9 protein-coding genes and 1 tRNA gene are annotated in these 12,054 nt (G+C 64.4%); 6 read left to right on the forward strand and 4 right to left on the reverse strand.

Annotation, left to right across the window (positions count from 1 at the left end; translation table 11 throughout):
• Nucleotides 1-130: 130 nt before the first annotated feature.
• Both HOY34_RS01140 and HOY34_RS01145 read right to left on the reverse strand, forming a co-directional pair.
• Nucleotides 131-1,363 carry an aminotransferase class V-fold PLP-dependent enzyme gene (locus HOY34_RS01140; protein WP_172359463.1) on the reverse strand — a complete coding sequence of 411 codons (1,233 nt, stop codon included), beginning with the start codon at nt 1,361-1,363 and terminating at the stop codon, nt 131-133.
• A gap of 258 nt (nt 1,364-1,621) precedes the next feature.
• Entirely contained in the window at nt 1,622-2,650 is a 1,029-nt protein-coding gene (locus HOY34_RS01145) for a hypothetical protein (RefSeq protein WP_172359464.1), read from the reverse strand.
• 240 nt (nt 2,651-2,890) lie between these two features.
• Here HOY34_RS01145 and HOY34_RS01150 point away from each other — a divergent pair, with 240 nt between their 5' ends.
• Nucleotides 2,891-3,943 carry an ABC transporter substrate-binding protein gene (locus tag HOY34_RS01150; protein WP_172359465.1) on the forward strand — a complete coding sequence of 351 codons (1,053 nt, stop codon included), beginning with the start codon at nt 2,891-2,893 and terminating at the stop codon, nt 3,941-3,943.
• 116 nt (nt 3,944-4,059) lie between these two features.
• Here the strand turns inward: HOY34_RS01150 and HOY34_RS01155 are convergent, their stop codons facing one another.
• Nucleotides 4,060-6,042: an acyl-CoA synthetase gene (locus HOY34_RS01155; protein WP_172359466.1), complete on the reverse strand. Its 1,983-nt coding sequence runs from the start codon at nt 6,040-6,042 to the stop codon at nt 4,060-4,062.
• Nucleotides 6,043-6,168: 126 nt separating this feature from the next.
• Nucleotides 6,169-7,968 (reverse strand): ABC transporter transmembrane domain-containing protein, encoded by a 1,800-nt coding sequence (locus HOY34_RS01160; protein WP_172359467.1) that lies wholly within the window; start codon nt 7,966-7,968, stop codon nt 6,169-6,171.
• A 391-nt stretch (nt 7,969-8,359) separates the two neighbouring features.
• Here HOY34_RS01160 and HOY34_RS01165 point away from each other — a divergent pair, with 391 nt between their 5' ends.
• The 5 genes from HOY34_RS01165 to HOY34_RS01185 all read left to right on the forward strand — a co-directional run bounded on the left by HOY34_RS01165 (nt 8,360) and on the right by HOY34_RS01185 (nt 11,961).
• Nucleotides 8,360-9,214: an alpha/beta fold hydrolase gene (locus HOY34_RS01165; protein WP_172359468.1), complete on the forward strand. Its 855-nt coding sequence runs from the start codon at nt 8,360-8,362 to the stop codon at nt 9,212-9,214.
• Nucleotides 9,211-10,170: a threonine ammonia-lyase gene (locus tag HOY34_RS01170; RefSeq protein WP_172359469.1), complete on the forward strand. Its 960-nt coding sequence runs from the start codon at nt 9,211-9,213 to the stop codon at nt 10,168-10,170. The genes HOY34_RS01165 and HOY34_RS01170 overlap by 4 nt, the downstream gene beginning before the upstream one ends.
• Before the next feature lie 78 nt (nt 10,171-10,248).
• Nucleotides 10,249-11,034, forward strand: a complete 786-nt coding sequence (pcaD, locus tag HOY34_RS01175) for a 3-oxoadipate enol-lactonase (RefSeq protein WP_172359470.1) — start codon at nt 10,249-10,251, stop codon at nt 11,032-11,034.
• A complete protein-coding gene (locus HOY34_RS01180) occupies nt 11,027-11,776 on the forward strand; it encodes an alpha/beta fold hydrolase (RefSeq protein ID WP_172359471.1) in 750 nt (249 codons plus the stop codon). The genes pcaD and HOY34_RS01180 overlap by 8 nt, the downstream gene beginning before the upstream one ends.
• A 110-nt stretch (nt 11,777-11,886) precedes the next feature.
• Nucleotides 11,887-11,961: transfer RNA gene (locus HOY34_RS01185), tRNA-Gly, on the forward strand.
• The last annotated feature ends 93 nt before the right edge of the window (nt 11,962-12,054 follow it).

Raw genomic sequence — 12,054 nt, forward strand, 5'->3', positions numbered from 1 at the left:
GCCCCCTGAAAATGGGGCATTCTGCCACCCGGGACAGGCGTCGCCCGCCTGCCCCCCCGTTCCTCTGGCGTCCGTTCTGCAGCCATGCGACCGCGCGGATATGGTCGCCTGCGCCAGCGCAGTCGCCCTTTCAGAGCACTTCATCCAGCGCGGTGATCAGCCGGGCCACATCATCGGCGCTGGTGTAATGCACGGCTGACAGGCGCAGCACGCCCTTGGCCTTGGGTATGCCAAGCGCCTCCAGCGGGCGGACTGCGTAGAAATCGCCGCCCCAGCAGGCAATGCCGCGCCGCCCCAGCTCTTCCGAGACGGGCTCTGCGGCATCCGCCAGCTCGACCGCGACGGTGGGGGCTCGCAGCGCTGCCTTGCGCGGGCCAATCAGGCGCAGGTCATTTCGCGCCGCCAGGTAGTCAAGCAGCGGCTGGATCACCGCCTCTTCCTGCGCCCGCATCAGATCATGCACGCCGCGATTTCGCGCCGCCGCATCGCCGCCGATTGCGTGATGCGCGGCCAGGGCGTCGATGTAATCGGCCATGCCCGCGCAGGCCGCGACCTGGGCGTGATCGGGGCCGCCCGGCGTATGGCGCTTGTAAAGCGTGGCCTGGTTGAAGAAATGCGCCTGGCCTGGCAGTTCCATCCCGAAATCCTCGGCCAGCACCATGATCCCCTGATGCGGGCCATAGGTTTTATAGGCCGAAAAGAGATAGGCGTCACAGCCAAGCGCCGGGAAATCAGGAAAGCCATGCGGCGCGTAAGAGACGCCATCGACCACGACTTTCGCGCCCCTCTCATGCGCCAGCGCCGAGATCGCCGCCACGTCATTGATCTCTGCAATCACATTCGAGCAATGCGGGAAAGCAACCAGCCGCACCCGCCCGTCAGCCAGCAGCGCTGACAGATCCTCGGGGCGCAGGCTGCCGGTGCCCGGATCCAGCCGCCATTCACGGACCTCAATCCCCTCATCGGCCAGCCTGCGCCAGACGCCGGAATTGGCCTCATGATCCTGGTTGGTCACCACGATCGCCGCCTTTGTGTCACCGCGCAGCCATTGCCGCACCGCCTGCGCCAGCACATAGGTATTGGTGCTGGTCGAGGGACCGAATGACACCTGTTCGGGCCGCACCGCCATCATCGCAGCCAGTCGCTGGCGGGCCTCATCCATCTCGGCTCCGCCGGCCTGGGCGCCCGGATAGGGCCCATAGGGCTGCACCTTGCGATCATGGTAAAAGCGGGTCAGGCGGTCCACCACCTGGATACAGGGATAGCTGCCGCCCGCATTCTCAAAGAATGCATGCGAGGAAAGCACCGGCGAGGCAAAGGCCGGAAACTGTTTGCGGGTAAAATCAAGATCAAGCGTGGTCATCCCATATCCCTGTTGTCACGCCGCGAAACAGGGGATGCGCATGGCCCGCGCAAGGGCTCCGGTCGATCCGGTCCCCCTTCGCAGCAGGTCTTCCAGCCAGAACCGGAGATGTCTCTCTCCGATCCAGATCCCGGCCAGGGCCTGGGATCAGCGGAAAGGGTATGGGGCAAGTGGCATCCGCGCAAGAGGCGTTTGCCGCCGGTCGATATGCGCAGCTGTCACCTGCCCTTTTGGCCGCCGCTCTTCATGGCGTCAGCCTCACGGGATCCTGGCATAGCTTTCCAGTGCAAAGCCAAGGGATGTTGCCTTGCCGCGCAGCAACAGCCGGTCATCGGGCCGCAGCTCGCCGATCCAGGGGTGATCGGGCACGCAAAGATTCAGCACGATCAGATCCGTTGTGATATCTGCCGTATCCCGGCATCCTTTTCTGCTGCCCCGTTCTACCCCAACCACGGTCGCAACCCGCTCTTGCGCCAGCCCCGCGTAATCGGCGGCAAGCGTCGGAATCACCGTGCGCAAGAGCGAAACATAGGCCGAGGTCAGCACACCAAAGGCGACAACAGCCATGACCATCAGGGTGAACCTGTTTGCCGCCCACTGCATCGGCGAAAGCGATCTGAACAGGATCGCTGCGTTCAAAGCTATCGCTGCAAGGCCCAGGGCACAGCCCAGCGGCACCGCATTATCGGCCAGCCAACCCGAGGGGATGACATGCCAGTTGTTGAAAAACGCAAAAGACGCCAACAGGGGCAAGACCGTCGGCAGCACAACCAGCAGCCGCAGGGCCAGGGGATATTGCCGCACAGCCTCACCGAAGATACGGCCCAGCTCTGCACTGCTCAATACCTGGCTATTCAGTGCCTGGCTACTCTCTGCCTCGGCAACCGGAGCCCCCTTCGGCTGCCGCGCCGCACCCGCCCAATAGATCACACCGGGAAAGATGAACAAAAGCGTAAAAACCCCGACGCTCACCAATAGCGCCCAATCAGCAACCACCCCGGAAAGACTGGCCGTCCCAAGCGTCGCCAGCAAGATCAGCACTGCCATGGCGCGCAGGGGAAAAGCGCCGCTGATCCGCGCCCGCGCCAACAGCCACGGTATCAGACGGTGGGGCAGCAAAAGCGCCAGTCCTGCCATAAGCGTTATCGCTATGGCTATGCCCCGAACCAGATCAGGCATCAGCGCACGCCGCAAAGCCAGCGCGTTCGGAATGGCAAATGCCACCGCATAAAGCCCGAAAAGGCCACAGAGAATCGCAGGCGGAAACAGAAGATAGCGGTATTTCATGCGCCCCGGCTAAACGTAAATCCTGGCAGAATCAGGGCCAGGTTCAGACCATAAAACCAGTCAGTCGAATGCCCCGCCTGCCTGCGAAAAGGGCGCGAAGACAGACGCTGCACCCGACAGACAGCGGAAAGGCGTGTGGTCGGGTGAAAGGTGCTTGTGACAGCAAAATTCATGTCTTAGCCTCTGGTTTGACAACAAGGCGTGCTGCCCTGCCCGCCGCAAACCGACAGAGGAGTCACAATGACCCGTTGCCTTTCTTACCTCGCCGGAGCCGCCTCGGCCATTGCGCTTGCCACCGCCGCGCAGGCCGCCGACCCCGAGCTGACCGTCTTCGACTGGGCAGGCTGGGAAATTGATGGCGCACTGGCCCCCTATGTCGCAAAACATGGCCAGAAGCCGACCTATTCCTTCTATGCCGATGACGATGAGGCGTTCCAGAAGGTCTCGTCGGGCTTTCGCGCCGACGTCGTTCACCCCTGCCCCGGCGCGGTTCCGAACTACCGCGAAGCAGGCCTGATCGAGCCCTGGGATATCTCGAAGATCGAGGCTTTCGGCAATATCGACCCCGAGCTGCTGGAATCGCATTTCATCAAGGATGACGAGGGCGTCTGGTTCATCCCCTACGACTTTGCCTATACCGCCATCGCCTATAACAAGGACAAGGTGTCCGAAGACAAGGTCGCCTCGCTTGAGGTGTTCAAGAACCCGGAATTCAAGGGCAAGATTGCGATCTCGGACAATTCCGATGACGCCTGGGCGCTTGGCTTCCTGGCCACCGGCACCACCGACTGGGATAATGTCAGCGACGAGCAGGTCGAGGCCGCCGCCAACTGGCTGCGCGAGGCCGCCCCGAATGTGCGCTCCTGGTGGTCGGACCCGTCTGAACTGGCCCAGCTGATGGCGAGCGGAGAGGTCGAGGTCGCCTGGTCCTGGAACGACCCGGTTGCGCTTTTGCAGGCCGATGGCTTCCCGGTGGGCTTCAACCGCTCGCCGAAAGAGGGCTCGACCACCTTCTTCTGCGGCTTCGTCAATATGAAAGACGGCCCCGGCAATGAGGAAAAGGTCTATGACTGGGTGAACTCGATGTTCGCCGTCGACAGCCTGCCCGCGATCATCGAGGCGATTGGCTATGCCAATACCAACAAAGCCGCGACCGATGCCGTCTCGGCCGAGACGCTGAAAGGCGCCTTCCTCGATCCGGTCGACACCACGCTGTTCCGCCAGACGCCGATGGACCCGGACCTGCGCGCCCGCCTGCTCGAAGAGTTCGAGCTGATCAAGATGGGTCTCTGAGACCGCAGCAAAGCTGATTTCAGCAGCAAAAAAGCCCCGGCGATCCATTCGCCGGGGCTTTTTTGTGTGCTTTGGGATCAACCTAGGGGGGTGGCCCCTCCGCCTTGGCCGCCCTCTTACGGTTTCGGGCCAGGGATGGCGCTCGGGTCCGCCGCCCCTGCGGCGCTGTCCTGGTCATGCCAGGCCCAGGGGCCGGTAAAGCAGCCAAGGGCCTCGGCTATCTGCGCATCACTTGCCGCGCCCCTGGGATACAACTGCGCCACGAGGCCCAGCTTCTTGTCATCCGCCACCCCGGCCACGGTGATCGAAAACCCGGCTTTGGCCAGCGCCGCGTCATAGATGCGGGCAATCGCCAGGCGGCGCAAATCGGGCTTGAACACCTTGCCGACGGCGGTCTTTGGCAGCTCTTCGAGGATGCCGATGAATTTCGGAACCGCCGCCCGCTCGGTGATATGGCGGACGGCATGGTCCAAAAGCTCGGCCTCGGTGACGCTTGCGCCGCGAACCAGCTCGACATAGGCGGCGGGCAGCTCGCCTGCATGCGGGTCGGGCTGGCCGATCGCGCCGACCAGCGCCACCGCCGGATGGCCCATCAGCGCCTCTTCGATCACTGCCGGATCGATATTATGGCCGCCGCGAATGATCAGATCCTTGGCGCGGCCGGTGATGAAAAGATAGCCCTCGGGGTCGATCCGCCCCAGATCGCCGCTGCGCAAAAAGCGATCCTCGGCAAAGAGTTCGTGATTCTTGTCCACCTCGGTATAGGTTGAACCCGCAAAGACGCCGGGGCTGGCGATGCAGATCTCGCCGACCTCATCGACGCCCGCCTCCTGGTAATGCCCGGCGCTGTCGCGGTTGAGGATGCGGATATGCGTATAGGGAAAGGGCAGCCCGACCGAGCCGATTTTCTTCGCGCCCTCAGGCGGGTTGACCGCCACCAGACAGGTGCATTCGGTCAGCCCGTAGCCCTCAAGGATCTCAACCCCGGTTTCCTTTTTAAACCGATTGTACAGCTCTGCCGGCATCGGCGCCGAGCCCGAGAACCCCGCCCTGAGGCTGGAGATATCGGCATCAACCGGGCGCTGCATCAGCGCCGCCAGCGCGGTTGGCACGGTCACCAGATAGGTGCAGCGATAGCGCTCGATCAGCTTCCACAGATTGTCGAAAACCCCCTCGCCGCGATAACCCGCCGGGGTCGGCAGCACGACATGCCCGCCCGAGGCGATCATCGACATCAGGATCGGATAGACCGCGAATACGTGGAACAGCGGCAGGGGGCACATCACCACATCGGTTTCCCGAAACAGCAAAGCCGCCCCGATCCAACCATTATAGACCATCCCCGAGACCCGGTGCTGCGCCACTTTCGGCATGCCGGTGGTGCCGCCGGTGTGGAAATAGGCCGCGACGCGGTCCTCTGCGGGGTCCTCAAAGGTCAGGCGGTCGCCGGGCTGGCGGGCCAGCGCTTTGTGAAAGCTGTGCAGCCTGGCGCGGTGCTGCACCTGCGTTTTCGGGCGCATGAAGGGCACGACCAGCCGCTTTAGCCCGGTCAGATTGGTCAGCAGATCGACCTCAAGCAGATGGCGGACATCGGGGGCCTCGCGCAGCGCCTCGGCCACTTTTTGGCTGACATCGGATTTCGGGAAGGCCCGCAGCGTGACGACCACTTTCGCCCTGGTCTCGCGCAGGATTGAGGCGATCTGGGCCGCCTCCAGCAAGGGATTGATCGGGTTCACGATGCCCGCGACCATGCCCCCCAGCAGGGTGACCACGGTCTCTGTGGTATTGGGCAGGATATAGGCCACCACATCCTGGGGCCCGATGCCCAGGCTGCGCAAAAGATTGGCGGCCTGAGTGACCTGGCGGTGCAGTTCCGCCCAGCTGAGCGTGGTCTTATGCGCGCCCGGATCTGACAGCAGCTGAAAGCTGATCGCATCACGGCTGCCGTGGCTGGCGCGGGTGCGGCTGAGGGCCTGATAGATGGTCTTTGCCACATCGCGGCCCGACCAGGGGGCCTGGGCCTCAAGCGCCTTCACATCGGCCAGCGTCGCAAAGACGGCCTGCGAATCCGCCTGATCCGCCACATCAACACCGGACATATACCCCTCCAATCGGACTTAACCCGGGCCGGGCCCTGTCTCCTGCAGGGCGGCCCCTGGTGAATGTGGCGATAAGGGCGCGAAATGCCAATCCTTTTTCCAGGATTATCCCGTCAGATCAGCCCCTCAGGCCGCCAGCCCGTCGGTGAACTGCAGCCGCGCCAGCCGCGCATAAAGCCCGCCCTCGCGCACCAGGCTTTCATGCGTGCCCTCGGCCACGATACGGCCGCCATCGAAGACCAGGATGCGGTCGGCGCTTTTCACGGTGGCCAGGCGATGCGCGACGACAATCGTGCTGCGCCCTTCGGCAATACCCGCGAAAGCCGCCTGGACCGCCGCCTCGGATTCCGCATCCAGCGCCGAGGTTGCCTCATCCAGCAAAAGCACCGGGGCATCGCGCAAAATCGCCCGCGCAATCGAGATCCGCTGCCGCTGACCGCCCGACAGCATCACGCCGCGCTCGCCCAGCTGGCTGTCATAGCCCTGGGGCAGCGCGGTGATGAACTGATGCGCCTCGGCCCGTTTTGCCGCGGCCTCAACCTCGGCATCTGTGGCATCGGGGCGGCCAAAGCGGATATTCTCTTTCGCCGACATCGCAAAGATCACCGGATCCTGCGGCACCAGCGCAATTTCCCGCCGGAAAGCCTCACGCGACAGCTGATCCAGCGCCACGCCATCCAGGGTGATCTGTCCCGATACCGGGTCGTAGAACCGCTCGATCAGTTGCAGAACGGTGGATTTCCCCGCGCCCGAGGGCCCGACCAGCGCCACCGTCTCGCCGGGGTTGATCCGGAACGAGACCTCATTCAGCGCCTTGTAATCGGGGCGCGTCGGATAGCTGAAACTGACATTCTCAAATGCAATCGCGCCGCGCACCGGATGCGGCAGCACCGCAGGCTGTGGCAGATCGCGCACCGTATCCTCGATATGCAAAAGCTCGGTCAGTCGCTCGGTCGCGCCCGCAGCACGTTGCAGCTCGCCCCAGATCTCTGACAGCGCGCCAACCGATCCGGCAACCAGCACCGCGTAGATCACGAACTGGATCAGCTCGCCGACCGACATCACCTCGGCACGCACATCACGCGCCCCGATCCACAAAACCCCGACAATCCCGGCGAAAACCAGGAAAATCACGATCACGGTCATGATCGCACGGGTGCCGATGCGGGTTTTGGCCGAGCGGTAGCTTTCCTCGGTAACGCGGGCGAATTCGGCGCAGGTGCCCGCCTCATTGGTGCAGGCCTGCACGGTCTGGATCGCGCCAAGCGCCTCGGATGCCATGCCGGAGCTGTCGGCGATCCAGTCCTGGTTTTCCCTGGACAGCCGCCGCAGCCGCCGCCCCATCACCACGATCGGCACCACCACCGCAGGCACGATCAGCAAGACCAGCCCCGTCAGTTTTGCCGAGGTCAGCAGCAGCATGATCAGCCCGCCGATCAGCATCAGCAGATTGCGCAAGGCAACCGAGACCGAAGAGCCGATCACCGAAAGGATCAGCGTGGTGTCGGTGGTGATGCGCGAGACCACCTCGCCGGTCATGGTTTTCTCGTAAAACGCGGGCGACAACCGGCTGACGCGATCGAACACCGCGCGGCGGATATCGGCGACCACCCGCTCGCCCAGCCGGGTGACGACGTAGTAGCGCAGCCCGGTGCCCAGGGCCAAAAGCGCCGCGATCAGCAAAAAGGCCGAGAAATAGCTGTCGAGCAGCTCGAGATGATTGCCAAAACCGTCAACCACCCGGCGCACCGCCAGGGGCAGCAGCAGCGTCACCCCTGCCGTCAGCGTCAGCGCCAGCAGCGCCAGCACCAGCATCATCCGATACGGCCGCAGGAAGGGCCTCAGCCCGCCAAGCGCCGAGACCTTGCGCGCCGCCGGGCGCTCATTCTCATGGGTCAGGCTGGCAGTCGCTGGCTTACGGGCCATATGAGGGCTCCTGGGGCTTTGGCCGGTGCTCCGGCTCTGGGGCTTTGGCCGGGGCTCCGGCTTCGGTTCATTGGCTTCGGTTCATTCCGGGCACAACAAATAAGCGGCCCGAAAGGGTCGGTTGCGCGGGCTTTGGGCCGGACTTACGGCTGAACCGACCGGGCAGCAAGCGCTCAGATGTCGCGCCCTGGCCGATTTTCCGGGATTTCAGCGCGCCACCCCGTTTGCGCGCCCCGTTTGCGCGTCCGGTTTACAGGCCCCGTTTACACGCCCGGTTTACAGGCCCCGTTTGCGGCGCTCTTTCGCCCCCCTTTCGTCCAGGCGCGACAACGGGCAGTCTGTCAGCAAAATCGCCGCTCCGGTTTTTCGATCCAGCACAAGGCACCGCGCCATGCCCCATAGTGACAGCCCCCGCCACTTCTTCACCGCCACCGACGGCGCAAGACTGGCCTATGCACTGGACGGGCCCGGAAATGGCCTGCCGGTTCTGTGTCTGGCCGGGCTGACGCGCAACCGCGACGACTTCCTGCCCGCTCTGCCCGGGCTGTCGGGCTGCCGGGTGATCCGCATGGATTACCGCGGGCGCGGCGACAGCGATTTCACCGGCCCCGACAGCTATACCGTCGCGCAAGAGGCCGCAGATGCGCTGGCGCTGCTGGATCATCTGGGGATCGAAAAAGCGGCCATCCTTGGCACCTCTCGCGGCGGGCTGATCGCGCTTTTGCTGGCAGCGACCGCCAAAGAGCGCCTGCTGGGCATCTGTCTCAATGATATCGGCCCCGAGATCGACCTGGGCGGGCTGGGCAAGATCGCCGCCCGGATCGGCAAAGCGCCTCAGGCCAGAACCCTGGCCGAAATGGCCGGACTGATGGCCGCGAACAGCCCCGGCTTTACCGGACTTTCCCTGACCGACTGGCAAGAGATGGCCGGGCGCCTGTTCACCCAGCACCCGGACGGGCTGCGGCTGCGCTATGACCCGCGCCTGCGCGACAGCTTCCTTGCCGCCTTTGATCCGGCGCAGCCCCTGCCCGATCTCTGGCCGCTCTGGCACGGCTGCGACGGCCTCGCACTGGCATTGATCCGGGGCGCCAATTCCGATCTGCTGCGCGAGGATACCGCCCGCAAAATGCGCGAGATCCAACCCGGCCTGATCTTTGCCGAAGTGCCCGGGCGCGGCCATGTGCCCCTGCTGAACGAACCACAATCAATCACCGCGCTCACCGCCTGGATCGGAGAAATGCAATGAACATCACCATGATCGAGGCCGCAGCCCAGCGGATCAGCGGCCATATCCAGCGCACGCCGCTGCTGAATGCGCCGCTGCTGGACCAGATCGCCGGGCGGCGCATCTTTGTGAAAGCGGAATCGCTGCAGGTGACCGGCAGTTTCAAGGCCCGTGGCGGCTGGGCGGCGGTCTCGGCCCTGCCTGCAGGCACCAAAGGGGTGATTGCGATGTCCTCTGGCAATCACGCGCAGGGCGTGGCGCGGGCCGCGAAAGGCCATGGCATCGCCGCCGTGATCCTGATGCCGAAAGATGCGCCGCAGGTGAAGATGGATAACACCCGCGCCTGGGGGGCCGAGGTGGTGCTTTACGACCGCGCCACTGAGGACCGCGACGCCATCGCGCAGGAGATCGCGCAAAGCCGCGCCTATGCCCTGATCCCGCCCTATGACCACCCCGAGGTGATCGCAGGCCAGGGCACACTGGGCCTGGAGATCGCGGCTGACGCCCAGGCGGCCGGGATCGAACAGGCCCAGGTTCTGGTGCCCTGCGGTGGCGGCGGCCTTTCCTCGGGCGTCGCACTGGCCCTGGCCGCGCGGGCCCCTGACCTGCGTCTGCGCACGGTTGAGCCCGAAGGATTTGACGATATGGCCCGCTCGCTGGCGGCGGGTGAGCGGCTGCGCAATCCGCGCCTCAGCGGCTCGGTCTGTGATGCGATCCTGACGCCGACGCCAGGCCAGATGACCTTCCCGATCCTGCGCGAGCATGCCGGGCCAGGGCTTGTGGTCAGCGATGCCCAGGCTTTGCAGGCGGTGGCGCTGGCCTTCCGCCATCTGCGCCTTGTGCTGGAGCCGGGCGGCGCGGTCGCCCTGGCGGCGGCGCTTTTTGCAAAGGATCTGACAGCGGATGTGATCTGCATCGCCTCTGGCGGCAATGTCGCTGAAGAGGTGTTCCGCCAGGCGCTGGATCAGAGGCCCTGAGGAAAACCGCTTACGTATATCCAACATTTTCGCGGGATTTCCTGCGAAAATTGACCCCTGAAATTACAGAAATCGAACATGCCGCTTGTTTTCCTGCCTGATCTTCGCCTGAACGCCCGTCTGGATGGGCCGCCCGATGGCCCGGCGCTGGTGCTGATCCACGCGCTTGGCCTGGACCATCAGATCTGGCAGCCGCTGATCCAGGCCCTTCCCCGCCACCGCATCCTCAGCTTTGATCTGCGCGGGCACGGGGCCAGCGACTGCCCGCCGCCGCCCTATAAGATGGGCAGCCTGATTCAGGACACAGAGCGGCTGATGGATCACTTCGGCCTGCAAGACAGCGTGGTGATCGGCCTGTCGCTGGGCGGGCTGATCGCCCAGGGCCTGGCGGTCAAACGGCTGGATCTGGTGCGCGGGCTGGTGCTGTCGAATACCGCCGCGCGGATCGGCACCGCAGCCCAATGGCAGCAGCGGATCGACCTCGTGCGCGAGGGGGGCATGGCCGCGCTGCATGACGCCACGATGGAGCGATGGCTGGGCCGCAACTGGCGACAAAACCCGGCGCTGCCGGGGCTGAGCGCGCGCTTCCTGGCCACCCGCCCCGAGGGCTGGATCGGCGCGGCCAGCGCCATTGCCGGCACCGATTTCTATGAAACAACCGCCACGCTGCGGCTGCCGACGCTGGTGATTGCAGGCGGGCATGATGGTGCAACGCCCGCCGATCTGATCCGCGAAACCGCCGATCTGATCCCGGGCCATCAGTTCAGCCTGATGCGCGATGCGGGCCATATCCCGGTGGCCGAACAGCCCGAGGCCTATGTGACCGTCATCCAGGATTTTCTGAACCGGATCGGGCATGTCTGAGGTCGGGGCTGAGGTCGGGGCTGATTTCGCGCTGATCCACGGTTCCTGCTTTGGCAGCTGGTGCTGGCAGCGGGTGATCCCGGCGCTGCAGGCACCTGGGCACCGCGCCCATGCCATCGACCTGCCGCGCCGCAATTATCACGATGCCAGCCTGCGCGACCAGGCCCAGGCGATCCTGGCCCGTCTGACTGGCCCAACGATCCTGGTCGCCCATTCGGCAGGCGGGGTGGCAATGACAGCCGCAGCCGAGATGGACCCGCAAAAGGTTGCAGCCCTGGTCTGGCTTTGCGCCTATCTGCCGGATGACGGGGCCTCGGTCGCGTCATTGCGGCGTCGTCAGGACAGCCAGCCGCTGCGCCCGGCTTTGCGCATCGACGCTGCCCGGGGCTGCTATGATTTCGCACCCGAGGCGGCGGAGGCGCTGTTCTTCCACGACTGCCCGGAAGAGGACCGCGCGCTTGCGGCCCACCAGATGGCCCCCGAAGCAATCGCGCCGCAAGAAGAGGCGGTGGCTGTCACCGAACGCTCGCTCGCCCTGCCCCGCTATTACATCACCTGTGACGACGATCGCGCTATCCCACCGGAATATCAGCGAAAAATGGCGACGCAGGTGCCAGAGGCCAATCGCCTGATACTTGCCTGCGGGCATGCGCCCTTTTTCGCAAGGCCAGCAGAGACCGCCGCCTTGCTGCATGACATCGCACAAAGCATCCGCGCAAACACCTGCGGCGCAAACATCTGAGCGGCGGCAATGAGGCCCGACCCACCACGAAACGCCTTTGATGATTTTTTTGCATTTCCCCTCTTGCGCAGCCCAGCCGGGGCGGGTAGATCACCGCCATCCAGACCGGTGCGGGCGTAGCTCAGGGGTAGAGCATAACCTTGCCAAGGTTAGGGTCGGGCGTTCGAATCGCCTCGCCCGCTCCAGTCTGGGATAATCCCTTAGATTGATGTGATTGCAGGCCGCAGCTTTGATCTGCGGCTTTTCTATTTGGGATCAGCTTATCCGTATTTTCATTG

Source organism: Pseudogemmobacter hezensis (assembly GCF_013155295.1).
GTDB lineage: Bacteria > Pseudomonadota > Alphaproteobacteria > Rhodobacterales > Rhodobacteraceae > Pseudogemmobacter > Pseudogemmobacter hezensis.

Bases quoted from the DNA above. Each gene is read 5' to 3' on its own strand.
- HOY34_RS01140 (WP_172359463.1), bottom strand. From the start codon at position 1,363: ATGACCACGCTTGATCTTGATTTTACCCGCAAACAGTTTCCGGCCTTT.
- HOY34_RS01145 (WP_172359464.1), bottom strand. From the start codon at position 2,650: ATGAAATACCGCTATCTTCTGTTTCCGCCTGCGATTCTCTGTGGCCTT.
- HOY34_RS01150 (WP_172359465.1), top strand. From the start codon at position 2,891: ATGACCCGTTGCCTTTCTTACCTCGCCGGAGCCGCCTCGGCCATTGCG.
- HOY34_RS01155 (WP_172359466.1), bottom strand. From the start codon at position 6,042: ATGTCCGGTGTTGATGTGGCGGATCAGGCGGATTCGCAGGCCGTCTTT.
- HOY34_RS01160 (WP_172359467.1), bottom strand. From the start codon at position 7,968: ATGGCCCGTAAGCCAGCGACTGCCAGCCTGACCCATGAGAATGAGCGC.
- HOY34_RS01165 (WP_172359468.1), top strand. From the start codon at position 8,360: ATGCCCCATAGTGACAGCCCCCGCCACTTCTTCACCGCCACCGACGGC.
- HOY34_RS01170 (WP_172359469.1), top strand. From the start codon at position 9,211: ATGAACATCACCATGATCGAGGCCGCAGCCCAGCGGATCAGCGGCCAT.
- pcaD (WP_172359470.1), top strand. From the start codon at position 10,249: ATGCCGCTTGTTTTCCTGCCTGATCTTCGCCTGAACGCCCGTCTGGAT.
- HOY34_RS01180 (WP_172359471.1), top strand. From the start codon at position 11,027: ATGTCTGAGGTCGGGGCTGAGGTCGGGGCTGATTTCGCGCTGATCCAC.